Below are 24,713 nucleotides of genomic sequence, written 5' to 3' on the forward strand. Positions count from 1 at the left end.
CAAGTTCGGCATAAATGTTTTGGTTACTTATTCTTCTTATAAAAATCCTCCAGCGCATCCTTGTACTCTTCGCCACCGAAGATGTTAATCAGATCCATGTATGATTTGTAATTGGTGGTATATTCAAACGCATATTTAGCCACAGTTAGTTTAGAGTCGTCGGTAAGGAATTGATTAAGTAGCGTTATCAGCTGGTTTACGGTGATCCCCAACTCTTTGCTGTTTAATTTGGCTTTTATTACCGCTATCTTTTCTTCATCATTACGTTGCTGCTGCATCTCTTTCAGGATGGCTTTGGCCTGTTCGCCGGTCATGGCCTTTTCCGGGTGCTTTAACTTTTGGTAAGCGATGGTTACGGATGTGGGTTTAATAGTCATCAGTTTTGCCTGAGTAAGGTTTGCTGACAGCAGAAGGATGGGAATAAAAAGTTTCATTTGGGGTTAAGGTATTGTTGGATTAAATGTAGGAAGAAATTGGAATTAGAACTTAATTTTTGATAGCGCTGATAAAGTCTTCTATATCCTGCCCTCCGGCTTCATCTGTTAATGCTATGCTTTCAAACTCGTGCCAAGTATGATCTATTTCATTATCCCAATTATCGAAGTGCAAATCGGGTAAGTTCCATTTATCGACATAAAACCAAGTATCTTCTATCAGTTTTTGATGGATACTAAATTCCACATCTTTTAATATTAGACAATTCGGATTATTAAAGATAATGAAGCTATGATTTTTATAGTTTGCCCCGTCGCGATAGCGATAGGAGAATTTAAAGTTTGGCATGAGGCTAAGGTAGCCGGATGTTGGGATGGTGTCAATCGGATATAAGTGAAGTTAGGGTTTAAAACGGCCATTATGGACTTTTAAAAATTCGACATCAGGAAAAAACTTCTTCGGCTCAATTAGCGATTTTCCTTCGTAGGCTATAAAATTCTCTCTGATGCTTTGGATGTTTTTGCTGTTCGTAAGGACAGAAGATACTTTGATCTTCAAGTCCTCAGTAATGGTTATCAACCCACGTTCGAAAGCCTTGTCGTGCAAAGTATTCAAAGCTAAACCATTGCGGGGGTTAAGCCTGTTACCTGCGTCTAAACTCCACGGCAAGATATGGCTTGCAATTAATAATTCTGGTTGATTAATCCCCGTAATGCAGCAGGTATCTGCAAAATTACTTAGCACCATTTTTCTGAAAACGGTTTGGTCTAATCGAATGAGTACTTGTCGGATAGCTTCTCGTCCAATCATTGTTTCCGGTTCAACCAATTCAACAGGATTAAGTTGTTCAATGGTCGTGTTTTTCTTTTGTGCCAGCAGTATTTCGCTCTCGATAAACAACTCATCCCAATTGTTCATGTATTCGTTCCAAACTTCGCGGTCAAGTTTACTTACGTTTGGTAAGCCTTTAACGCCTCGTTCTAAAAGTTTAGGGTCGAAACTTGCGAAGTTGCCCAACTTGCGCGCGACAGCCGCAGGCGACCGGCCGATAAGCACAGCCCATTCTTTAACAGTACTGTTTCCAGCACTCATTTTTCCAAAAGGAATTTTAGAATACAGATTTATAGCTAAAAGTAATTGCTCTTTTGTCCAGAGGGTTTGGCCTTCTTTCATAATCAATTATTCAATTTGATAAACTCATAAAGCTTCGAAGTTAAATCCTTAGCCTCAATGGTCAAATCATCTTCTGTGATAAGGTATGTAACAGCCTTTTTTGCAAAGTTTAATTTATCTTTGATAGTACCGGAAGAATCAGCATAGGTTCTATTTCCCCCAATTACATTATTGTCTAAAAACATCCCTAATTTTTCCGTTACATGCGCTTCCGCATTGAAAGATTCCTTGAAATTTATTTCAGAATTATCCTCTAATTCAATTATAATCTTTTTTACTACATCAACTGATAAAGTATTCTCAATTTCTCTTGCCAATAAGCAGTAATAACGCTCTTGTAATTTTTCTTTTAATTGAAGCTGTCGTTTTTCCTTTGCAGTGGCCTTGCCAGTTTCACTTAAGCCATCACCATCCTTATCAGTAATTAAAAAAAGTTTACCACAAAGCCGTTCAACTTCAATATTGGGGTGGTTTAAATCAGTATTTTCTAAAAACGACCAATGTGTAATGTTATTCCCGCCATATTCCACAAAAGAATAGTGAACGTCTTCCTTAAATTGTAGCTTTTTATGTTTTTGGAATACATCTAAATATTTGCGTATGTAAATTCTATCCGTAATACCTTCCACCCAAATTGTGCAGTTTGATAAGAATACCGAAGAATTTCTAACGCCTATTTCCGCCAAAATATTTACATCATCATTTTCTACATTTTCTATTGTAAAAGCTGGTATAGGTTTTCCATAATAGCTTTTTTTAAATGTGTAAACGGAAATACTGTCTTTTTCAAGTGTAATATCTAAAAGATGGTTAGAGTGAGTTGTAATAAAGTACTGATGATTTTTAAAAGACAGCATAGTTTCAATTAAGACTCGTTGAAAACCAGGATGCAAATATTGCTCAGGTTCTTCAATAAAGAAATGCATCTTTCTATCTTGCTCAAAGAACATTGGATAGGCTAAAATAATTAACGCTTGAATTCCATCACCTAATTGATAAATTGGGTGTTCTTCATGTTCTCCGATTCTAACAGACACGACATTCGAATCTATTTTTGGAATTAAATTGACTTCGTCGCCATTAAAAAAAGTTTTTTGTAGAAAATTTTCAAAATTCTTTACCTTATCACGCTCACTTTTGTCACTTAATAAAAGCCTTTTTAAATCGTTATAAAGACTTAAGCCAGTATAAATTTTATGGCCGATTGTTCCATCAAAATCAGGCCCAGTAAAATAGTCTTTAACCGTACAATCTAAATACGGGTTAGAATCATTTGACCCCAACGGTCGCAAGCCCCTTAAGGTAGGTATATACAATCTAGCAATTGAGGAATTAAATGTTTTACCATTCAATATCTCTCGCATCTCCACTTTGTATTTTTCGCCTACTTCATGAACTTGATTTATAAATTGTTTGTGTTGTCTTTGACCGAAATTAGTAACACTACGAAAGACGGATATATCATGCAGGGGCTTTTCAAGATATTGGTTTTTATCAAAAAGAATATTAACAAATTCTAATTCATTTAAATTCTCAATTAAAGCTGCCAAGTCAGGATTTTTAACTTCGCTATTTATAGCATCGAGATCTTCTTTACAATGTTGAATTATTAAATTTATCTCGTCAAAAGAAAGTATATCTGATTGATAGTCAATTAAAGTATCAGAAAAAAATGTCCTTAAGAACTTGCTTTTTCCCGAGTTATTACTGCCAATAAAAACATTAATTTTTGAAAAGTTTTTAATTACTCTACTATTATCAATGGAATTATAATTTTCATATACTCCCTTTCTTAATTTAATACTGGTTATCATATTGCTGTATTAAGTAAATATAGCAATCTATTTGACGCCCAAACCAAACATAACTAATCTCTTTCTTTAATACTGACAAAATCATATCATTGCAAATTCCTTATTAACAATACGTTCACAATGTTCACGTGCGGGAACGTGAACATTTAATACTGCCCGATAGATAATAACACCAGTGTGCAGGCGTAATCTGTAGCTATGCCATTTTCGTGGGCCAGGCGGCGCAGTTCGGAATTTTCGATACCGGGGTTAAATATGATGCGCTTGGGTTTGGTGCCCATGCCAAAAGTAGCCATGTATAAAAATTACGGTTTTGTATTTGGGTAGTACAATATCAGGTTTACCGGGCATGTCTTTTACATGCAACCTGTATCGGAAGCCATATTTATGCAGAAACTTGCGTACAAGCAACTCCGGCTTGGTATCCTTGCTTTTAATGCGCGACATATTGTAACTACGGGTTTCTTTACTATGTACATCTGCCATGTTATTTCAACTCCAAGTGCCGTTGACTTGTTTACTATTAAAGATTGTTTTTGGCTTTTGCCCTTATTCCACTCCGGAAACCTCATGCATCCAAAACAGGGCGAAATAAAGTCGAAAAAGAGCTAAAAAAGTCGTTCTATAGGGTGTTCATTTTGGTTCATTTCCGGAAAAAGCGGAACCAAACCGGATTTTATATAAACCCCTCATTACCAATACGTTCACAATGTTCACGCGTGTTCACGTGCGTGAACGTGAACACTTAATACTGCCCGATAGATAATAATACCAGTGTGCAGGCGTAATCTGTAGCTATGCCATTTTCGTGGGCCAGGCGGCGCAGTTCGGCATTCTCGGTACCGGGGTTAAATATAATGCGCTTGGGTTTGGTGCCAATGATATAGTCGTACAGGCCTTTTTGGTGCTGGGGGCCAAGGTACAGGGTTATGGTATCAATATCCGTGTGGATAATTTCGGGCTTTTCTATAGGCACACCTGCAACCTCGCCGGTTTTTATGCCCACATTCACAATAGTGTGTCCGCTGCGCACCAACCGGTTAGCGGCAAGGTAAGCATAACGGCTTTCGTCGGGCGTGGCGCCCAATATCAGTGTTTTTTTATCGGCCATAAGTTTATAACGTGTAAGGCGTGAGTTTGGTTTGCATATGGTGCGGGATATGTGAAGCGGGATCGGAAAAGCACTTTGGTGAATATACCTAACATCCGTACGCATTCTCCGCTCCACGCACCTCCCTCTTCACTCCCTTTCCCAAAAAATAAAAATACTTTAAAATGTTTTACAAGGTGGCTCGTCTTTATCTTTAAACACATCATCAATTGACAACAGCATCCATGCCCCGCGACAAAAACAGCCACATCATACAAACCATTGCGTCGTATGGTAAAAGCTTACTGGGGTTTATCCGCCGGCGGGTAAAAAGCGATGCCGATGCCGAAGACATTCTGCAGGATGTTTGGTACCAGTTTAGCAATGTGATGAATGCCGAACCGATTGAGCAAACAGGGGCCTGGCTATACCGCGTAGCTAAAAACAAGATCATCGATAAGCATAAAAAACATACCGAAACCTTGCTGGATGATATGCTGCCCGCAACCGGCGAAGACGAGGAGGATGCCGTAGACTTTAAGGCCATACTGCTTACCGAGCCAACCACACCCGAAACGGCTTACCTGCGCAACCTTTTTTGGGAACAGCTTTTTATAGCGCTTGATGAGCTGCCCGAAAACCAGCGGCAGGTATTTATTTGGCAGGAGCTGGATGATATGCCCTTTGAAGAGATCGCTCAAAAAACTGGCGAAAACATCAACACCCTGGTATCGCGCAAGCGGTATGCGGTGCTGCACCTGCGTAAGCGTTTAAAACAATTATATCAGGAAATTACAGAATATTAAAACATTTAAGAAAATACATCATGAGAAATACACTTTATAAAGGGCGTTTTATTTTTATCCCCTTAGGTATAGCAGCCATATTAGCGCTGGTAAGCTTTGTAGTAATGCAGCTTTGGAACAACCTGCTGCCCGATATTTTACACGTAACCCCTATTAACTTTTGGCAGGCCATGGGCATATTTGTGCTGTGCAAAATACTGTTTGGTTTTGGCCCTAAAGGCGGCCGAGGTGGTGCCCCCTGGATGCGCCGCAGGCAAATGATGGAAGAGAAACTAAGCGGCATGTCGCCGCAGGAGCGTGAACGCTTTAAAGAGCAGATGAAAAACCGCTGTGGCTGGGGTAAGCCCCGTAACGACTGGCGCGAAAGCTGGCAGAACGAGCCAATAGCAGAGAAAGAAACGAAGGAATAATAATAATTGGCGTTGAGGGGCGGAGAGCAAGGAATACAAATTTTAACAGGCTCTCCGCACCGGTACCTCCGTCCAATCATCGTCAATAAAACCTACTACCTATGGATGTGCTGATATTTAAAACAAGTGTTGCCAGCAGGCAGGAAATAAGCCGGATTCATCCGCTGCTTACCTCCCTGGCCGAGATCCGCCAGTATAATTTTGATCTGGAAGACTGCGATAAAATACTGCGTGTGGTAAGCAACGGGATAGAGCCGCAAACCATTAACCACATGCTGCAATTAGCCGGTTTTACCTGCGAGCAGTTGGCTTATTAGCCATTGGTTGTTGGTACTAACAAGGGTTACGGTGTATTCTTTATAATAACGCAGTAGTATATCCGGATATCCCAACAGGGGGTTATAAAAATGTAAACCCCTGTTAATTGCTTAAGGCAATCCATTACCTTTGCTATTATGCAAACCATCAGCTGGAACGATTTTGAGAAGGTAGAACTACGCGCCGGTACCATTCTGGAAGTAGCCGATTTCCCACAGGCGCGTAAACCTGCTTATAAACTAACGGTAGATTTTGGCCCGCTTGGTATCAAGCAGAGCAGCGCACAGATCACCAAACATTACACTAAAGATGAACTGCCGGGCAGGCAGATATTGGGTGTGGTGAATTTCCCTAAGAAACAGATCGCCAATTTTATGTCGGAGTTTTTAGTGACCGGCCTGGCCGATGAGAACGGCGACATTGTATTAACAGCTATTGATAAACCGGTACCCAACGGCAGTAAACTGATATGATATTTGCAAACTGGATAGTTGGCCCTCATTTAATCGGTTTGATATTCATCATAGCCGGGTTGATACAAAAGCGATACCCGCCTCAAGAGATCAATAGCCTTTATGGCTACCGTACCTCGCGATCTATGAAAGACAAGCAGAACTGGGATGAAGGTAACCGCTATTCTACCCGCATGATGATCAAATGCGGCGTAGTTTTGGTAATAACAGGGGCTATCCTCACAGCGGGTATGATGCTGATACCTATCAGCCCGGAATGGCGCACAGGTATTAAAGTAATACTGATGCTGCTTTGTGCATTCGGTACGGTGATCGTACTTTTCAGGTCGACAGAAAAACATTTAAAACAGCAATTTAGCGATACCTTATAATGCGATACTACACCTTTGGGGATGAGCAGCCCGCCGTCTCTCCCGATGAGTTTTTTATGAACGAAGCCCTTAAAGAGGCCCGCCAGGCCCTGAAGGAAGACGAGATCCCTATTGGCGCCGTAGTGGTTTGCAAGGGGCAGATCATCGGCAAGGGGCATAACCTTACCGAGCGGCTTAACGATGTATCTGCACATGCCGAAATGCAGGCGCTCACTGCTGCCGCCAATTATATGGGCGGCAAATACCTGCCAGAATGTACCTTGTATGTTACTATGGAGCCTTGCGTAATGTGCGCAGGCGCAAGCTATTGGTTCCAGATAGGGCGCATTGTTTTTGGCGCTTATGATGTACAACGCGGTTTTGGCAGGCTTAACCAAACCATTACGCACCCCAAAACTTTAATTACCGGCGGCATTCACGAGAATGAGTGCGCGCAACTGGTGAAGGATTTTTTTAAGAGTAAGAGGAAGTAGGTTAGTCCGGAAGACGGAGACGCCGCATTTTATCTTTCGGACTTGCGGACATCGGGCTTCCCGACTACTTAACAAAAACTTGACATTGATATAGAACAAAAACCTGCCTCAACCCTTATATTTGTTCCATCACCAAAAACGTTTAACCTTAAAATTTTAAATATTATGGCATTTACACTACCGGCGTTACCCTACGCTACCGATGCTCTGGAACCGCACATTGACAAAGCTACTATGGAAATTCACCATGGTAAGCACCACCAGGCTTATGTTACCAACTTAAACAAAGCTTTAGAAGGCAAGCCAGAGGCTGACAGCAAAATTGAGGATATCATCAAAAATATATCAAAGTTTCCGCCTGCTGTGCGTAATAACGGTGGCGGCCACTATAACCACACCATGTTTTGGACGCTACTTTCACCAAACGGTGGCGGCGAGCCTACCGGCGCTTTGGCAGATGCTATTAAAAGCACCTTCGGTTCATTTGCCGATTTTAAAACAAAGGTATCTGAAGCCGGTGCAACCCGCTTTGGTTCTGGCTGGGCATGGTTAATAGTTACTGCCGATAAAAAGCTGGCGGTTACCTCAACCCCTAATCAGGATAATCCTTTAATGGATATTGCCGAAGTAAAAGGTACCCCTGTTTTAGGTATCGATGTTTGGGAGCATGCTTATTATTTAAAATATCAAAACCGCCGCCCGGATTACCTGGCCGCTATCTGGAATGTGATCAACTGGAACCACGTTTCAGAATTATATACCAAAGCTATCGCTTAATAGCTTCACCCAACCCTCTCCTAAAAGAGCGAGTTTAAAATACAAGGCGGCAGGATAAACATTCTGCCGCTTTTTTTATTTTATAAATACGCTACGTAATTCGCCTAACCAAATCCACTTCAAAGCAGGGGATTAAGTTGGGAAAAAGAAACCTCTCCAAAGGAGAGGGCAGGGTGAGGCTTAAGCTATCACTCATAAAACGTAACGTTTAAGATATTATCCTATGAAAGCCATCGTCCTCGAATCTGCAGAAAACCCTATCATTGTAAAAGAAGTTGCCAAACCCACACCCGGCCCGGGCGAAGTACTGGTGCAAATAAAAGCCGCTGCCTTAAACCGGCGCGACTGGTGGATAACCCAGGGTAAATATGCCGGCATCAAATATCCAACTATTTTAGGTGCCGATGGTGCCGGTATTGTAACCGAAACAGGCGAAGGTGCCGGCGATTGGCTCGGTAAAGAGGTGATCATCAACCCATCTCATAACTGGGGAGAAAGCCCGGAATTTCAGGGTAAGGATTTTAAAATTTTAGGCCTGCCGAATGATGGTACCCTGGCCGATTATGTTTTGGTAAAAGCAGAATACCTGTATCCAAAACCGGCACACCTTACATTTGAACAGGCTGCCGCTTTGCCATTGGCCGGCTTAACAGCTTACCGGGCATTGTTTACCAAGGCACAGCTAAAAAAGGGCGATAAAGTGTTAGTTGTGGGTGTTGGTGCAGGTACAGGTTCGTTTACTTTGCAATTTGCGGTTGCTGCAGGTGCGCAGGTGTTTGTAACATCCGGCTCGGGCGAAAAGATAGAACAGGCCAAACAGCTTGGCGCAGCCGCAGGTGTAAACTATAAGGCGCAAGACTGGGCCGAAGAACTTAAACATTTAAGTAGCGGCGGGTTTGACGTGGTAGTGGACAGCGCCCTTGGGCCCGATTTTAATAAGATTCCTGATCTGTGTAGGCCCGGCGGGCGTATCGTGTTTTTCGGGGGTACGGCAGGTAATATTCCGGAATTGAATGCCCGGCCAATATTTTGGAAACAACTGCAAATTTTAGGCACCACCATGGGCACGGATGAAGACTTTAAAGCGATGCTTGCCTTTGTTGATCAGTACCGTATCGTCCCCGTTATTGATGAAGTATTCCCGCTTGCGGATGCCAAAAAGGCTTTTGATAAAATGGGCGCCTCTAAACAATTTGGCAAACTGGTAATAACCCCCTGAATCAACTGCAGGCACAGCGCCTAATGGCAAACAAAAGGAGGCCGCATAATTTAATATATGCGGCCTCCTTTTGTTTGTGCTTGGTAATAAATGCTAACCGGGTTTATATATTGCCCCGCTGCCTTATATTAACTATTATGGAAACTTTACACTGCGATAGGCAGAAACGTTAGCCAGCGGGATACTCGAGTTATATTTTTTGTTAATAGCCTTTATAAATTCGTTAGCTACAATAGCATACCCTTTTGGGGTAAGGTGAACACCATCTAAAGAGAACAGGCCACCGCTGATATAACCCGAGTTTAAGCTTACACCATCCACTACCAGGCCGTGGGCCTTTACATTATTTAAAAAGGTGTACATATCATTTACTGCAATACCCTTGGCGCCAGCTACAGATACAATGGTACTGTTGTAGGCATTTACATAATCTTTAGTAAGGGTAACCTCGTTATTATCCAGCACATACTGGTTTTCTATAGGTGTGTAGGGGGTTAAGCCGTAAGGCAGCATACCTGCAGGCGAAGAAACCATTGTACCGATCTTGGCAGTAGGGAAGGTTAGCACGATCATATCCTGGGCGGTAGCCACTCTTGGTGCGTAGGTAGTAGTGCCATCTGCGGCAGTTTTAGCATTAATATAAATTGCCTGCACCTGCGGGTTGGCTTTTTGTACCCCGGCCAGTATAGCAGCCACGGTAACCGTGTTAAAGTAAGGGATAGCGGTAACATCCGGTATGGTTGCTACCACACCTTTTTGGCCTGCAGCAGTAAGCTTGCCCATAGCCAGGTTATATAAGGCAGCAAAGGTGGCTTTATCTGTCAGTACATCGCCTGCACCGCCGGATGTTGCATAGCCCAGGGCATCGTTGTTGCCCAGCCAGTTAGAGAAGAAGGTAAAAGGTTTCGCCGTAACAAAATCAATATAAGGTGTAGTGTGCGTACCTATCGAACCGGGTAGTAACCTTTCGTAAAAGCCATTTAAGTTGCCATAGCTGGCCAGGGTAATATGCAAAAGCTTAATGCCCGGCACACCGTAGTTATTAATATCGGTACCGCTGTATTTGGCATAAGTGGTTACATTACCAAAGCCCGGGATAGCCGTTTGGCCGGTTACCGCGGTATTATCAGTCACCAATGCAGTAACGGGCGATCCTGTTGCCGTAAAGCCGGTTAATCTTAAATAGCCCGATCCGTTGGCCTGCGCCTGGTTAAATAATGGCTGGGTAAAAGTACCGCCGCCGGCAGCTTGCATCTGCTTGGCAATGATAGACGGGTAGGAATTCTCCTGCCCCTCCAGGTATAAACCGCCATCGGCATAGCCGGCGGTAAGCGAGTTACCTACTGCAATATATTTAGAGAAATCTGCCGTGCCCGCACTGGGTTTTGGCGTTTCGAACGAGGGCTTACAGGCAACAAAGCCGGCAGCCAGCAACACATAAAAGTATAGTTTAAAATTTTTCATCTGATTATATTAAAGAGATTACCAGTGATACGCTAAAGAAATTCCGGGAATGTAAACGTTTGTTTTAAACGTGCCCGACAGGTTAGATTCGATATTGGTTTGCGTACGCGCAAATACCTTCTCGTACTCAAAAGACAGGTCGAGGTCCAGATGTGGTGTTACTTTGTAACCCAGGCCGCCGGTAAAATAATAGCGGTTAGCATCCGGTGCCTCGGGGGTAACATAACCATCGCGTACCGGGGTGATGCCGTATCCACCGCCGAAACGTAAAAACAGATTGTCTTTAGCCTGGTATTGCGCACCGGCCCTAAAGGCGGCGCCGTCTTTATAATTCCTGGGCGAGTAGGTATCCTGTAGTGTAGGGGTGTTTTTAGCATAATCAAATCCCAGTACTTTATACACGCTCCAGTGCACATAATTTACATCCAGTGCCAGCAGCCATTTATTTGATGGGGTGTAACCAAAACCAATAGAAGAGGTTGAAGGCAAAGGCAGGCTTGCCGTAAAGGTATTAGGCTGCGGGAAATTAGCCTTAACAGAATTTGGCACGGTAAACAGCGCATCGCCATCTTTTATGGTGGTATTTACTTTTGAGCGGTAATTTAAACCAATGGTAAAATCTTTACTTGCTTTAATAAAAACACCGGCATTCCATCCGTAGCCGTGGCCGCTTCCTTTTAGTTGTGCCTGTCCGTCGGCGCCGTTAGCATCCGCAAGCGGGATAGCCCTTGTTAGGTTAACAATACCATGGTTATATACAAACCCGCCGCCTATGCTTAAAAAGTCGGTTAATTTATAACTAATGGTAGGCTGAATGTAAATGGCCTTAAGATCCAGGCTTTCCAGCGAGTATTTACCCTGCCAGTTATTGCCCCAGTCGGTTAAGCCGCCAAAGGGGGTGTACACACCCAGGCCAAATTTAAATTTACTTTGTTTAGGCCCCCAAACGCCGTAAAACGTAAACGGAGTGGCCAGTTTGCTTTTAGTATAATAGCTATCGTTTGTGCCGGCCGGATTAAACCCCGATTTAAAGATAAGCGGACTTATGCCCGCCTGTACATAATTTTCGGAAAGCATGGAGAGCGCCCCGGGATTAAACAGTACCGATGCACCGTCTTGTAATAAACCTGTGCCCGTGTGGCCCATGCCAATTTGTTTCTGGCCATGTAAATTGACCTGGAAACCCTGTGCAAATGCCATAACAGGCAAACATGCCAATAGCAATAGTAATAGTCGTTTCATAATTAATAATATAGTTTAAGCCCTGGTGTTGCTTATAATTGGTTTGTGCGAAGATAGCACTTGAGTAAAAGTAAGTAGCTTAAACAGCAAAAAAAGGGTTGTAGTGCGGACTTATTGGTCAAAAAGTCGGAAGTTGAAAAATAATACATCTTGGCGCAAAAATAAAATTAAAACTATTTTATTAATAGCCGCAGATGGTTTTTTATCGTAGCCTGCTATCTATTTTTCATATATTTTAAATATGTTTGGGTATCGATACCTATTTTCCAGATCTGCATGAGCAAAAAAATCGCCCAGTTAAGTTTCCCTAAATTTGTCGATCTGTATGCAGATAAATCTATTGGGGCAGATTTTTTTATCACCGAAGAAAAGCATCTTTTAGCCCTTAGCGAATATCCCTACCGGTCTGATGGATATATCATCGGCATCTGCACCCGCGGCACGGCCAGGGTAGAAGTGAACCTGCAGGTTTATGATGCCCGGCCGAATGCGATGCTGCTGGCAACCCCTTTTCATGTATTGCGTATTTATGATAGCAGCGAGGACTTTTTATGCCGTTTTGTGGTCTTTTCAAAGTCGTTTTTAACCGAAAATAATATCAACAGCCACTTTTTAGAATCGTTCAGTTATTTCAATAGTTCTTCAACCCCGGTTATCTATCCCGATCATGAAAAGGCTAAAGTGATACTGGAAGTTTTTGTACTGATCAAAAATAAGCTGCTGCGCGAAGAGCATCCCTACAAAACCGAGATATGTCGCAGTATTTTGGCCACGCTGCTGTACGAGGTAGCCGCTGTTTATGAGCATCTCAACGTCATCATCAAAAACAAGCAGACGCGTAAGCAGGAACTCAATATCCGGTTTCAGAACCTGGTGTTCCATCAATACAAGGAGCACCGCAATGTGCAGCACTATGCCGATACATTATGCGTATCGCCTAAGCACTTAACAGAAAGCATTAAAGAAGTAACCGGCAAAACCGCCGGCGAATGGATAGATGATGCCGTAATATTAGAGGCTAAAGTACTGTTGCGAAACTATGAAATAAGCATCGCCCGGATTGCCGAGGCTATCCATTTTCCCGACCAGTCCTCCTTTGGCAAATACTTTAAAAAGCAAACCGGCTTATCACCTTCAGAATACCGGGTTAAGGCAAATAGCTGATGAATTTGCTTAGGTAAACAATACAGAATAATGATATCCCTTCATTATTTGATATTTGAACAGAAAGGGTTCGATATTAAAGCGTTTAATTGCTAACGCCCGATTTTTTGACCAATAAGTCCGCATTCCTGCCCTTTTTTGCTGTAGCATCCCGCCTAAATTTGGCCTTTAAATAATATAGCCTGATGCGGATACCTCTTATCCGGCGGCTATCTACCAATTAAAACCGATATAAATGAAAGTATTAGTATGTATCAGCCAGGTGCCTGATACGGTAACCAAAATTGTATTAAAAGACAATAATAAAACCGTAGAAGAAAACGGCATTACCTTTATTATAAACCCTTATGACGAATGGTACGCGCTTGTACGCGCCCTGGAATTTAAAGAGGCGGGTATTGCCGATGCCGTGCACCTGATTACCGTTGGCCGTGCCAATACCGAACCTGTTATCAGAAAAGCACTGGCATTGGGCGGCGATGAAGCCATCCGTATTGATGCTGATAGCAACGACCCATATGTTACAGCAGGCTACATAGCCGAATATGCCAAAAACGAGGCTTACGACCTGGTGCTTTGCGGCAAAGAAACGATAGACTACGCTAACGGTGCCGTTGGCCCTATGCTGGCCGAACTGCTTGATATAGATTTTATAGGTTTTGCTACCGCTGTTAATATAGCAGGCACCATTGCTACCGTTAAACGCGAAATAGATGGCGGCGAAGAAACAGATACCGCCAGCCTGCCTTTAGTAATATCCTGCCAAAAGGGTGTTGCCGAAGCGCGCATCCCTAATATGCGCGGTATTATGGCAGCTCGTACCAAGCCGTTAAAAACCATAAGCCCAACAGCTATTGAACCGTTAACAACGGTAGCGCATTATGAATTACCGCCGGCTAAGGCAGGTGTGAAATTAATTGCGCCCGACCAGATGGATGAGCTGGTTAACCTGTTACATGCCGAAGCAAAGGTGATATAATAACCCCCAAATCTTAAAAAAAATGTCAGTAATCGTATTAGTAGAACATACAGAAGGTACTATCAAAAAGAAAAGCCTGGAAGCGGTGCAGTATGCCGCAGATATTGCTAAAAAACTGGGTACCACAGCAACCGCTATTGTTGCCGGCAATGTTGCCGAAAGCGAGATGCAAAACCTGGGTAATTACGGTGCAGCCAAAGTGCTGTATATAGGCGACAACCGTTTAAACCAGTTACATGCCCGTGCCTTTACCCGCATATTGGTAACTGCTGCCAGGCAGGAGGGCAGCCCGGTAATTGTAGCCTTGCATGATGTTAACGGCCGTGCCATTGCACCGCGTGTAGCCGTGCAGTTAAAGGCGGGCCTTGTTTCGGGCGCACTATCATCTCCGGATATGAGTGATGGATTTGTGGTAAAAAAATCGGCTTTCTCTGGTAAAGCTTTTGCATTTGTAAACGTTACCAGCCAGGTTAAAGTAGTGATGCTTGCTCCAAACAGCTTCCCGCTGGTTAAAGGCGAAGGGAGTGCAGTTATTGAAAATTTAACGGTAGCTTTTGATGAAAAAGATTTTGGCGTAACAGTACAATCCGTTGATCAGATCACCGGAGAAATTCCGCTGTCTGATGCAGAACTGGTAGTATCTGGCGGCCGTGGTATGAAAGGCCCCGAAAACTGGGGGCTGATTGAAGGCCTGGCAAAAGAGCTTGGTGCAGCAACGGCCTGTTCGCGCCCGGTTGCAGATGCCCATTGGAGGCCTCATCACGAGCATGTTGGCCAAACCGGCGGTACCGTGCGGCCCAATTTATATATTGCGGCAGGTATTTCGGGCGCCATACAGCATCTGGCCGGGGTAAGCGGTTCTAAAACCATTGTGGTGATCAACAAAGACCCCGAGGCGCCATTTTTTAAAGCAGCAAATTACGGTGTGGTAGGTGATGTAATGGAAGTTTTGCCGCGCCTTACCGAAGCTGTAAAGAAATTTAAAGCACAACAGCATTAATACTATGCATATATATTATGAGGGCCAGGTACTGTGGTCGCAGATAGATGCTAACCAGCATATGCGGCATTCGGCATATGCAGATGTAGCCGCACAGGCCCGGCTAAATATGCTGGGTGGGGTAGGCCTTAACCCTGTTAAACTGTTTGAATACCGGGTTGGCCCCGTGTTGTTCAAGGAAGAACTTTTTTATCTGCGCGAAATTGCGCTTGGCGAACTTATTAAGGTTAGCTGCCAGGTTAGCCGGTCAAGGGCTGATGGTTCAAGATGGTCTATCCGGCATGAAATATTCCGTGCCGATGGGGTTAAGGCGGCCCTGATAAACGCCGACGGCGCCTGGATAGATATGGATAAGCGCAGGCTTACACTATTGCCACCAGAACTGGGCAACCTGTTTGCACATGCGCCCTTGAGCGATGATTATACCGAGGATATACCCAATTCAAAACAATAATTTACCATGAGTTTAAAAGAAAGCTTTGAAATAGCCGTTGCAGAAAGCAAGCAATTAGCAAAACGCCCCGATGATGATACGCTGCTAAAAATATATAGCCTGTATAAACAGGCAACAGAAGGCGATATACCGGCTGATACACCCGCCCCCGGGATGTTTGATTTTGTGAATAAGGCTAAACAGGATGCCTGGAAGAAACTAACCGGTACAAGTGCAGATGAGGCGATGGAGCAATACATCAGCACCATAAATGCCTTAAAAACAGTTTAGCTTATTAAGCCGCATTTTACGAATAACCGAACTTTTGACAAATCATTCCGATATATAGCCCTTTGTTATGCATGCATAATCAGGATATTTGTTATAATAAACCAATACTAATTATTTACCGGCCAAACTGTTAATCTTTCTTTGTTTCAAAATTCAGTTTATACTGTCGGGGAAAATGCATTACCTGCGCTGCTTTACTGTTTTTTAAAGATGATAAACTGTGCGGACATAACATTTAAGCCATGCCTGTTTTCAAAAAAAAATTAACGCGGTTAGTCCTTATCCTTTTTATCGCAACTACAGCTTGTTTTACCGCAAAAGCACAGAGCCATAAAGACCAGATAGAAGGTTTATGGTATAACCAGGAGAGAACCGGGAAAGTAGAGATTTCCAAAGGTGCAGATGGCAAATTTTATGGAAAGGTAGTGTGGTTGAAAGAGCCCTTAAAAAACGGCAAGCCCAAGGTTGATGAATTAAACAGCGATGAAAAGCTGCGCAGCCGGCCGCGGCTGGGTTTACCGGTACTGGCCGGGTTTGAAAAAGATGGCGACAAATATACGAACGGCACTATTTACGACCCTAACAACGGTAAAACCTATAGCTGCAAAATGACTTACAAAGGCAATAAGCTGGATATCAGGGGATACATCGGTATCTCGTTATTTGGCCGTACAACCACCTTTACAAGGGCAGAATAGTTTTCACATAAAATCATAAAAAAATATAAGCATAGCATCATGAATGCAAAAAGAGTAATAAAAAAGGTTGCTGTACTGGGCTCTGGTGTAATGGGCAGCCGCATAGCCTGCCATTTTGCCAATATTGGCCTGCAGGCACTGCTGCTGGATATTGTACCTAAAGATGCTGTTGCAGGCGCCAGGAATAAACTGGTGAATGATGCCCTTGCCGCAGCCTTAAAATCAAGCCCTTCGCCTATTTATAATAAAACGTTAGCCAAAAATATCACTACCGGTAACTTTGAGGATGATATGCCGAAGATTGCCGGTTATGACTGGATAATTGAAGTAGTGGTTGAGCGGCTGGACATCAAAAAACTGGTTTTTGACCAGGTTGAAAAGTACCGAACCCCCGGTACTTTAATTACTTCTAATACATCGGGGATCCCTATCCACTTAATGGCCGAAGGGCGCAGCGATGATTTTAAAAAGCATTTTTGCGGGAGTCATTTTTTTAACCCGCCCCGGTATTTAAAACTGCTGGAAATTATCCCTGCGGCTGATACCCTGCCAGAGGTGACAGACTTTTTACTACACTTTGGCGAAAAATATTTAGGCAAAACTACCGTGCTTGCTAAAGATACCCCCGCGTTTATTGGTAACCGCATCGGGGTGTTCAGCATCATGAGCATTTTGCATTATGCCGATAAAACAGGCATCAGTATTGAAGAAGTTGATAAATTAACAGGCCCGGTTATCGGCCATCCAAAATCGGCCACCTTCCGCACCAGCGATGTGGTGGGTATTGATACGATGGTGCATGTGGCTAACGGCCTTAGCCAGGGTGTGCCCGATGACGAAGCCGGTCACCTGTTTCAGATACCGGGATTTGTGACCAAAATGGTAGCCAATAACTGGCTGGGCAGTAAAAGCGGACAAGGCTTTTATAAAAAAGATAAGGTAAACGGTGCTAACGTGTTTTCTACCCTGGATCTGAAAACGCTGGAATATCAACCTTCCAAAAAAGTAAAGTTCGCATCGCTGGAAACCACCAAAACCATTGAGAGCCTTAGCGACAGGATGAAGGTGCTGTTTGCAGCTAAAGATAAAGCGGGGGATTTTTACCGCGCTATATTTTATCAGCTGTTTGCCTACTCCAGCAACCGTATCCCCGAAATTACAAACGACCTTTATAAAATAGATGCCGCCATGAATGCCGGCTTCGGCTGGGAAACCGGCCCGTTCGAGAAATGGGATGCACTGGGCGTTGCAGACACTCTGAAAGCCATGGAAGCAGACGGCCATAAGCCTGCGCAATGGGTTTATGATATGCTGGCTGCCGGTGCATCATCTTTTTACAAAATTGAAGATGGCAAGCGCTTGTACTATGATATTCCTTCTAAAAGCTACAAGATCATTCCCGGTACCGAAGAGTTTATCCTGCTGGATAACATTCGTGCCGCAAATACTATTTGGAAGAACAGCGGCACCACCATTACCGATCTGGGCGATGGCATCATTAACCTGGAATTTCATACTAAAATGAACACCATTGGCGGCGAGGTGATAGAAGGCATCAACAAAGCCATTACCCTGGCAGAGCAGAACTATAAAGGCCTGGTGATATCTAACGAAGGTGCCAACTTTAGCGCAGGCGCCAACGTGGGTATGATATTTATGATGGCGGTTGAGCAGGAATTTGATGAACTGAATATGGTGATCAAAGCATTCCAGAATACCATGATGCGCATTCGCTATTCTTCTATCCCGGTTATTGCGGCGCCTCATCAAATGGCTTTGGGCGGCGGGTGCGAACTTTGCCTGCATGCAGATAAGGTTGTTGCACATGCCGAACTGTACATGGGCCTGGTAGAATTTGGCGTAGGCCTTATACCCGGCGGTGGCGGCACTAAAGAGTTTGCACTGCGCCTGAGCGACGAGCTGCAGGATGGTGATATAGAGATGAACAACTTCCGCGACAGGTTCCTCACTATCGGCCAGGCCAAAGTATCCACCTCTGCGCAGGAAGCTTTTGAGCTGGGATACCTTAAAAAGGGCCGTGATATGGTGGTGATATCGCGTAACAGGCTCTTGGCCGAAGCTAAAAAGCAATGCCTGTTATTGGCCGATGAAGGGTACACGCAACCGGTTCAGCGTAAAGATATCCGGGTGTTGGGTAAAGCGGCGCTGGGCTTAGGCTATGTTGGCGCCAATACCATGTTCAGTGGCAATTACATCAGCGAGCACGATGTAAAGATCTCGCAGAAGCTGGCCTATGTAATGGCCGGTGCCGACCTTTCGCAACCAACACTGGTAAGCGAAGAATACCTGTTAAACCTGGAGCGGGAGGCGTTTTTACAGCTTTGCGCCGAGCGAAAAACGCTGGAACGTATCCAGTCGATCTTAACAGGCGGTAAAGTATTAAGAAACTAACATTAACTACTAACAAAACCATGAACGCATATATAGTAGCAGCAAGCCGCAGTGCAGTAGGTAAGGCAAACCGCGGGGGCTTCAGGTTTACCCGGCCCGATACGCTGGCTGCCGATGTAATAAAACACTTAATGGCCAGTGTGCCCAACGTAGATAAAGAACATGTTGAGGATGTGATTGTAGGCAACGCTACGCCCGAGGCCGAGCAGGGGCTGAACGTTGGGCGGTTAATTTCGCTAATGGCCTTAGATACGGATAAGGTGCCGGGTATGACCGTTAACCGTTATTGCGCATCGGGCTTGGAAACCATAGCCATTGCCTCCTCTAAAGTGCACAGCGGCATGGCCGATTGCATTATTGCCGGCGGCGTAGAAAGCATGAGCCTTTTACCCATGGGCGGCTGGCGTATTGTACCCAATGCAGATGTAGCGCTTACCCATCCCGATTATTACTGGGGTATGGGTCTGACGGCAGAAGCGGTAGCCAAAGAATTTAACATCAGCCGCGAGGATCAGGATCAGTTTGCGTATCAATCGCACCAAAAAGCGATCAGAGCGATTGCAGGAGGTGCTTTTAAAAGCCAGATAGTGCCGGTTACAGTATCCGAAACTTATGTGGATGAAAGCGGCAAAAGAAAGAAAAGAGATTTTACGGTAGATACAGACGAAGGCCCCCGTGCCGATACTTCTATAGAAGCACTGGCTAAGTTAAAACCGGTATTTGATGCCCGCGGTTTGGTTACTGCAGGCAATTCATCCCAAACCAGCGATGGGGCTGCTTTTGTAATGATCGTGAGCGAAAGGTTCATGAAACAGCATAATTTAACGCCAATAGCACGGCTGGTCAGCTATTCGGTGGTGGGCGTGCCGCCGCGTATTATGGGCATAGGCCCCTTATACGCCATACCCGAAGTGTTGAAAAAAGGCGGGTTAAAACAAGATGATATGGACCTGATAGAACTGAACGAGGCCTTTGCTTCGCAGTCGTTAGCCATCATCAGGGGCCTGGGCCTAAACCCCGATCTGGTAAACATAAATGGTGGCGCTATAGCCTTAGGCCATCCGCTGGGCTGCACCGGCACCAAGCTTTCGGTACAACTATTTGATGAATTGAAGCAGCGGGATAAAAAATATGGCATGGTTACCATGTGCGTAGGCACAGGCCAGGGTGCCGCAGGCATTTTTGAACTATTAAATTAACATCAAAAACATTAACTCCATAGAATTATGAGCACTGCAACAGAAAATAAGCATTTAAAAGGTGGTGAGTTTTTAATAAAAACCACCGATGCCGCAGATGTATTTATTCCCGAAAACTGGGATGAAGAGCAATTGATGATTGCACAAACCTGCCAGGAGTTTGTAGAGCAAAAGGTTGTACCCGCTATAGATCGTATAGACAAGCAGGAAGAAGGGCTGATGGTAAGCCTGATAGACCAGGCCGGCGAGTTGGGGATCCTGAGCGTATCCATTCCCGAAGAGTACGGCGGCTTTGGTAAAGATTTCCCTACGGCTATGCTCATCAGCGAAAAAACCGGGCCGGGGGCGTCTTTTTCTGTAGCCGTAATGGCGCATACCGGCATTGGCACCCTGCCTATACTTTATTACGGTAACGAAGAACAAAAAAACAAGTATATCCCCAAGTTGGGGAGCGGCGAATGGAAGGGTGCCTATTGCCTTACAGAGCCGGGTGCAGGCTCTGATGCTAACTCGGGCAAAACACGCGCAACGTTATCTGCAGATGGTAAGCATTACCTGATCAATGGCCAAAAAATGTGGATCACCAATGCCGGCTTTGCAGATATTTTTACTGTTTTCGCCAAGATAGATAACGACGAAAATCTGAGCGCCTTTATTGTGGAAAAAGGGTTTGAAGGGTTATCGCTAAACCCAGAAGAGCATAAAATGGGTATCAAGGGAAGTTCTACCCGACAGGTATTTTTTAACGATTGCCAGGTGCCGGTAGAAAATTTACTATCTGAACGGGGCAACGGTTTTAAAATAGCGGTAAACATCTTAAACCTGGGGCGTATTAAATTGGGCGGAGCCGCATTGGGCGCTTCAAAATCAGTTATTACCAATGCGATACGTTATGCCAATGAGCGCGAACAGTTTGGGCGGCCTATTGCCAAATATGGCGCTATCCGCTATAAACTGGCCGAGCAGGCTATCCGCACGTATGCAACCGAGGCTGCCATGTACCGTGCCAGTCAAAACATAGAGGATGCCATTAGTAACCTGATAGAGAACGGCATGGAAGCTTCAAAAGCCAAATTAAAAGGTACCGAACTTTTTGCGATAGAAGCTGCCATTATAAAAGTACATGCATCAGAAGCATTGGATTATGTGGTGGATGAAGGTGTACAGATCTACGGCGGGATGGGCTACAGCGCCGAAGCGCCGATGGACCGCGCTTACCGCGACAGCCGGATCAACCGCATTTTTGAAGGCACCAATGAGATCAACCGTATGCTTACGGTTGATATGATCCTGAAACGTGCGATGAAAGGCGAGCTGGACCTGATGGGCCCGGCAGAAAGCGTGGCTAAAGAGCTGATGTCTATTCCTGATTTTAATACCGAAGAAGAAACGCTGTTTGAGAAGGAAAAAAAATATGTGGCCAATTTTAAAAAAGCCGTTTTATTGATAGCAGGTGCCGCCGTACAGAAATTAATGACCAGCCTGGCAAAAGAACAGGAAGTATTAATGTACCTGGCAGATATGGTGATTGAAACTTATGTGAGCGAATCTGTACAGCTGCGGGTAGAAAAACTGGCCGGCCAGCGTGGCGAAGCTGCCATACAGGACCAGATAGATATGATGCAGGTTTACATCAGAGACTCGGCCGATAAGATCTTTAAAGCAGGTAAGGAGGCGCTGAATTCGTTTGCAGAAGGCGATGAGCGCCGAATGATCATGACAGGTTTAAAGCGTTATACCAAAACCGAGGATCTGAACGCCACGGCTGCGCGCCGGCGTGTTGCCGCAAAACTGATAGACAATAACAAATACTGCTTTTAATTTATAACTGATCCTTAAAACAAGTTACCATGAAAAATGCAGCCCGGTTATTTGATTGTATGGCTATCCAGGCCCAAAGCCCGCAGGCAAATTTTTTAAATGCCAAGGTAAATGGCGCCTGGGAGGCCTACAGTACTACGCAGATACATACACAGGTGTATCAACTGGCTGCAGCTTTAATGGATATGGGTATATCTGCCGGCGATGGTACTACCGAGGGCCGCGATAAGGTAGGATTGATCAGCAACGGCAGGCCAGAATGGGTGATTGTGGATCTGGCGGTTCAGCTGATAGGTGCTATATTGGTGCCTTTATACCCCAATATAGCTTTAAAAGAGATTGAACAGATCTTAACCGAGGCCGAGGTTAAATGCATTTTTGTGAGTGATAAAGGCCTTTGCAGCAACGTAACTGCGGTGCAGGTAAAGGTACCCTCCTTAACCCATATCTTTTCGTTTGACCGGGTAGACGGCTGCACTAATTGGCAGGAGATCTTAAAACCGGTACCTAAAACCGGTATAGACAGGATAAATGAGATAAGCAATACTATTAAGGAGCAGGATGTAACCACCATTATCTTTACATCCGGCACAACAGGCAGGCCAAAAGGCGTTATGCTTACGCATAAAAATATTGTGAACAATGTTACCGGTTCCAGCCAGGTTTTAACCCAGATCCCGTTAAATCACCAACGCGCCCTCAGCTTTTTACCGATGAACCACATTTTCGAAAAAATGTGCATGTATATCTATCTGTTCAATGGCTTTTCGGTTTACTTTGCCGAAAGTATGGATACCATCGGTGTAAATATGAAAGAGATAAAACCCGATATTTTTACTGCGGTACCACGCTTGCTGGAGAAGGTTTTTGAAAAAATAATGATAGAGGGCAACAAGCTGCAAGGGCTCAAAAGAAAGATCTTCAATTGGTCTATCGCACTTGCAGAGCAATTTGAAAACGCTGGTAAAGGCCCCTGGTTTAAACTACAGCTGGCCCTTGCCGATAAACTGGTTTACAGTAAATGGCGCGCAGCAATAGGCGGCGAAGTAAAGGCTATTGTTGTAGGCAGCTCGGCCTGCCCGGTTAGGCTGGCAAGAATTTTTACCGCAGCTAAAATGGTAGTATTAGAAGGTTACGGGTTAACAGAAACCTCGCCTGTAATTTCTGTTAACTATTACAATGCTACTAACAGAAGGTTTGGCACCGTAGGCAAACTCATAGCCGATGTGCAGGTTAAAATTGCCGACGACGGCGAAATTATAACTAAGGGCCCAAGCGTAATGGTGGGCTATTATAAAAACAACGAGCTTACAGCCGAAGTACTACAGGACGGATGGTTCCATACCGGGGATATAGGTGCTTTTGATAATGATGGATTTTTAAAGATCACCGACAGGAAAAAAGAGATCTTTAAAACTTCGGGTGGCAAATATGTAGCACCTGTACCCATAGAGAACAGGATGAAGGAGAGCCCGCTGATTGAGCAGATGATGGTTGTTGGTGCCGAACGGAAATTCACCTCTGCGCTGATCGTCCCATCTTTTCCTAACCTTAAACTTTGGTGCGATCAAAATAAGATCATCTGCACATCCAATGAAACACTCCTGAAAGAACCGGCCATCATTGCCCAGTTCCAACTCATTATTGACGGTTTCAATACCGAATTCAACCACGTGGAGCAGGTGAAAAAATTCACCCTGTTACCGCAGGAATGGACCATAGATGGCGGAGAACTTACCCCCACAGGTAAAATGAAACGCCGCATTATAATGGAAAAATATAAAAACGAAATAGAAGAGATCTACGCCGGTAATATTAACGGCACTTTGGTTACACATTAAGAGGCCAGTTTTAATATCTGATATAATTTACCTGTATGAATACGCTGCAATTAGCCGTAAATAATAAACTGGCCACTATAACCTTAAACAGGGGGCGCGCCAATGCCATCAATATTGAAATGATTACCGAGCTGATAGCTGCCGCACAGCAGATGGAAGCTGATGATGCAATTGAAGGACTGATCATAACGGGCAAAGAAGGTTTTTTTTCTGCCGGGATAGATCTGATGGAAGTGTTTGCCTATAATGAGCAGGAAAGCAGCCATTTTTGGACGCTTTTTTTACAGATGCAGGCCGTACTGGCAAACTTTAAAAAACCATTGGTTGCGGCCATAACCGGCCATAGCCCGGCGGGGGGATGCATTATAGCACTAACCTGCGATTACAGGGTAATGGCCCAGGGCCGTTACATTATCGGCTTAAATGAGATCCCGGTGGGTATTGTAGTGCCCGATGCTGTTTTTCATCTTTACTCGTTTTGGCTGGGTAAGCGCAAGGCTTATCAATACCTATTGGAAGGTAAGCTGCTGAATGTTGAAGAGGCCCTGCAAAATGGCTTAATAGATGAAATTGCAGAACCTGCTAATGTATTGGCGGCTGCAGAACAAAAGGTAAGAATGTATATGCAGCTTAACCAGGCGGCATGGCAGCAAAGTAAGCTAAACTTCCGCAGCGATCTTTTAGCGCAGTTAAAAAATGAGAACAGCCAGGCCCTGGAAAAAATGCAGCAGCAATGGTGGGCGCCTGCAACGCGCGCTACGCTGCAAAAAGCTATCGATAAATTAAATAATCCTGTAAAGCAGTAACATA

At 44.3% G+C, this 24,713-nt stretch carries 28 protein-coding genes; 19 read left to right on the forward strand and 9 right to left on the reverse strand.

Annotated elements, in window-relative coordinates; genetic code table 11:
* Positions 1–23 precede the first annotated feature (23 nt).
* The 7 genes from E2R65_RS18950 to E2R65_RS18980 all read right to left on the reverse strand — a co-directional run bounded on the left by E2R65_RS18950 (position 24) and on the right by E2R65_RS18980 (position 4,533).
* Positions 24–434 (reverse strand): DUF4476 domain-containing protein, encoded by a 411-nt coding sequence (locus E2R65_RS18950; protein ID WP_134338069.1) that lies wholly within the window; start codon positions 432–434, stop codon positions 24–26.
* A gap of 52 nt (positions 435–486) precedes the next feature.
* Positions 487–783: a hypothetical protein gene (locus tag E2R65_RS18955; protein ID WP_134338070.1), complete on the reverse strand. Its 297-nt coding sequence runs from the start codon at positions 781–783 to the stop codon at positions 487–489.
* Positions 784–834: 51 nt separating this feature from the next.
* Positions 835–1,608: an HNH endonuclease gene (locus tag E2R65_RS18960; protein ID WP_134338071.1), complete on the reverse strand. Its 774-nt coding sequence runs from the start codon at positions 1,606–1,608 to the stop codon at positions 835–837.
* 2 nt (positions 1,609–1,610) lie between these two features.
* Entirely contained in the window at positions 1,611–3,422 is a 1,812-nt protein-coding gene (locus E2R65_RS18965) for an AAA family ATPase (RefSeq protein ID WP_134338072.1), read from the reverse strand.
* A 146-nt stretch (positions 3,423–3,568) separates the two neighbouring features.
* Positions 3,569–3,718 carry a CoA-binding protein gene (locus tag E2R65_RS18970; RefSeq protein WP_229704701.1) on the reverse strand — a complete coding sequence of 50 codons (150 nt, stop codon included), beginning with the start codon at positions 3,716–3,718 and terminating at the stop codon, positions 3,569–3,571.
* Positions 3,672–3,908, reverse strand: coding sequence for a very short patch repair endonuclease (locus E2R65_RS18975; RefSeq protein ID WP_308472307.1), 237 nt, complete (start codon positions 3,906–3,908; stop codon positions 3,672–3,674). The genes E2R65_RS18970 and E2R65_RS18975 overlap by 47 nt, the downstream gene beginning before the upstream one ends.
* Positions 3,909–4,167: 259 nt before the next feature.
* Positions 4,168–4,533: a CoA-binding protein gene (locus E2R65_RS18980; protein WP_134338073.1), complete on the reverse strand. Its 366-nt coding sequence runs from the start codon at positions 4,531–4,533 to the stop codon at positions 4,168–4,170.
* A 209-nt stretch (positions 4,534–4,742) separates the two neighbouring features.
* Here E2R65_RS18980 and E2R65_RS18985 point away from each other — a divergent pair, with 209 nt between their 5' ends.
* From E2R65_RS18985 to E2R65_RS19020, 8 genes are all read left to right on the forward strand, one after another.
* Positions 4,743–5,318 carry an RNA polymerase sigma factor gene (locus E2R65_RS18985; RefSeq protein WP_229704702.1) on the forward strand — a complete coding sequence of 192 codons (576 nt, stop codon included), beginning with the start codon at positions 4,743–4,745 and terminating at the stop codon, positions 5,316–5,318.
* 20 nt (positions 5,319–5,338) lie between these two features.
* A complete protein-coding gene (locus E2R65_RS18990) occupies positions 5,339–5,728 on the forward strand; it encodes a hypothetical protein (RefSeq protein ID WP_183500426.1) in 390 nt (129 codons plus the stop codon).
* Positions 5,729–5,829: 101 nt separating this feature from the next.
* The gene (locus E2R65_RS18995) at positions 5,830–6,045 is read left to right on the forward strand and encodes a hypothetical protein (protein WP_134338074.1); all 216 of its coding nucleotides are present in this window, start codon (positions 5,830–5,832) and stop codon (positions 6,043–6,045) included.
* A gap of 138 nt (positions 6,046–6,183) precedes the next feature.
* The gene (locus E2R65_RS19000) at positions 6,184–6,519 is read left to right on the forward strand and encodes a tRNA-binding protein (protein ID WP_134338075.1); all 336 of its coding nucleotides are present in this window, start codon (positions 6,184–6,186) and stop codon (positions 6,517–6,519) included.
* On the forward strand, positions 6,516–6,890 hold the full coding sequence (locus E2R65_RS19005; protein ID WP_134338076.1) for an SdpI family protein: 375 nt from the start codon (positions 6,516–6,518) through the stop codon (positions 6,888–6,890). Before E2R65_RS19000 ends, E2R65_RS19005 begins: the two co-directional genes overlap by 4 nt.
* Complete coding sequence (locus E2R65_RS19010; RefSeq protein ID WP_134338077.1) at positions 6,890–7,363, forward strand: nucleoside deaminase; 474 nt, start codon at positions 6,890–6,892, stop codon at positions 7,361–7,363. Before E2R65_RS19005 ends, E2R65_RS19010 begins: the two co-directional genes overlap by 1 nt.
* A 165-nt stretch (positions 7,364–7,528) precedes the next feature.
* Positions 7,529–8,140: a superoxide dismutase gene (locus tag E2R65_RS19015; RefSeq protein WP_134338078.1), complete on the forward strand. Its 612-nt coding sequence runs from the start codon at positions 7,529–7,531 to the stop codon at positions 8,138–8,140.
* A 223-nt stretch (positions 8,141–8,363) separates the two neighbouring features.
* Positions 8,364–9,359, forward strand: a complete 996-nt coding sequence (locus E2R65_RS19020; RefSeq protein ID WP_134338079.1) for a zinc-binding dehydrogenase — start codon at positions 8,364–8,366, stop codon at positions 9,357–9,359.
* Between the two features lie 135 nt (positions 9,360–9,494).
* Here the strand turns inward: E2R65_RS19020 and E2R65_RS19025 are convergent, their stop codons facing one another.
* Both E2R65_RS19025 and E2R65_RS19030 read right to left on the reverse strand, forming a co-directional pair.
* Positions 9,495–10,823: an SGNH/GDSL hydrolase family protein gene (locus E2R65_RS19025; RefSeq protein ID WP_134338080.1), complete on the reverse strand. Its 1,329-nt coding sequence runs from the start codon at positions 10,821–10,823 to the stop codon at positions 9,495–9,497.
* A gap of 18 nt (positions 10,824–10,841) precedes the next feature.
* Positions 10,842–12,065, reverse strand: coding sequence for an OmpP1/FadL family transporter (locus tag E2R65_RS19030; RefSeq protein ID WP_134338081.1), 1,224 nt, complete (start codon positions 12,063–12,065; stop codon positions 10,842–10,844).
* A 276-nt stretch (positions 12,066–12,341) separates the two neighbouring features.
* Here E2R65_RS19030 and E2R65_RS19035 point away from each other — a divergent pair, with 276 nt between their 5' ends.
* From E2R65_RS19035 to E2R65_RS19085, 11 genes are all read left to right on the forward strand, one after another.
* Positions 12,342–13,229, forward strand: coding sequence for a helix-turn-helix domain-containing protein (locus E2R65_RS19035; RefSeq protein ID WP_134338082.1), 888 nt, complete (start codon positions 12,342–12,344; stop codon positions 13,227–13,229).
* 235 nt (positions 13,230–13,464) lie between these two features.
* On the forward strand, positions 13,465–14,208 hold the full coding sequence (locus tag E2R65_RS19040; RefSeq protein WP_134338083.1) for an electron transfer flavoprotein subunit beta/FixA family protein: 744 nt from the start codon (positions 13,465–13,467) through the stop codon (positions 14,206–14,208).
* A gap of 22 nt (positions 14,209–14,230) precedes the next feature.
* Positions 14,231–15,208 (forward strand): electron transfer flavoprotein subunit alpha/FixB family protein, encoded by a 978-nt coding sequence (locus tag E2R65_RS19045; protein WP_134338084.1) that lies wholly within the window; start codon positions 14,231–14,233, stop codon positions 15,206–15,208.
* A gap of 4 nt (positions 15,209–15,212) precedes the next feature.
* Positions 15,213–15,662 carry an acyl-CoA thioesterase gene (locus tag E2R65_RS19050; RefSeq protein WP_204986337.1) on the forward strand — a complete coding sequence of 150 codons (450 nt, stop codon included), beginning with the start codon at positions 15,213–15,215 and terminating at the stop codon, positions 15,660–15,662.
* Positions 15,663–15,668: 6 nt separating this feature from the next.
* A complete protein-coding gene (locus E2R65_RS19055; RefSeq protein ID WP_134338085.1) occupies positions 15,669–15,932 on the forward strand; it encodes an acyl-CoA-binding protein in 264 nt (87 codons plus the stop codon).
* A 242-nt stretch (positions 15,933–16,174) separates the two neighbouring features.
* The gene (locus tag E2R65_RS19060) at positions 16,175–16,630 is read left to right on the forward strand and encodes a DUF2147 domain-containing protein (RefSeq protein ID WP_134338086.1); all 456 of its coding nucleotides are present in this window, start codon (positions 16,175–16,177) and stop codon (positions 16,628–16,630) included.
* Between the two features lie 39 nt (positions 16,631–16,669).
* Positions 16,670–19,042: a 3-hydroxyacyl-CoA dehydrogenase/enoyl-CoA hydratase family protein gene (locus E2R65_RS19065; RefSeq protein ID WP_134338087.1), complete on the forward strand. Its 2,373-nt coding sequence runs from the start codon at positions 16,670–16,672 to the stop codon at positions 19,040–19,042.
* A 20-nt stretch (positions 19,043–19,062) separates the two neighbouring features.
* On the forward strand, positions 19,063–20,241 hold the full coding sequence (locus E2R65_RS19070) for an acetyl-CoA C-acyltransferase (protein WP_134338088.1): 1,179 nt from the start codon (positions 19,063–19,065) through the stop codon (positions 20,239–20,241).
* Between the two features lie 27 nt (positions 20,242–20,268).
* Positions 20,269–22,062 (forward strand): acyl-CoA dehydrogenase family protein, encoded by a 1,794-nt coding sequence (locus E2R65_RS19075; protein ID WP_134338089.1) that lies wholly within the window; start codon positions 20,269–20,271, stop codon positions 22,060–22,062.
* 29 nt (positions 22,063–22,091) lie between these two features.
* Entirely contained in the window at positions 22,092–23,903 is a 1,812-nt protein-coding gene (locus tag E2R65_RS19080; protein ID WP_134338090.1) for an AMP-dependent synthetase/ligase, read from the forward strand.
* Positions 23,904–23,938: 35 nt separating this feature from the next.
* Positions 23,939–24,709: an enoyl-CoA hydratase/isomerase family protein gene (locus E2R65_RS19085; protein ID WP_134338091.1), complete on the forward strand. Its 771-nt coding sequence runs from the start codon at positions 23,939–23,941 to the stop codon at positions 24,707–24,709.
* Positions 24,710–24,713: the final 4 nt, after the last annotated feature.

Source organism: Mucilaginibacter phyllosphaerae (assembly GCF_004378255.1).
GTDB classification, from domain to species: Bacteria; Bacteroidota; Bacteroidia; order Sphingobacteriales; family Sphingobacteriaceae; genus Mucilaginibacter; species Mucilaginibacter phyllosphaerae.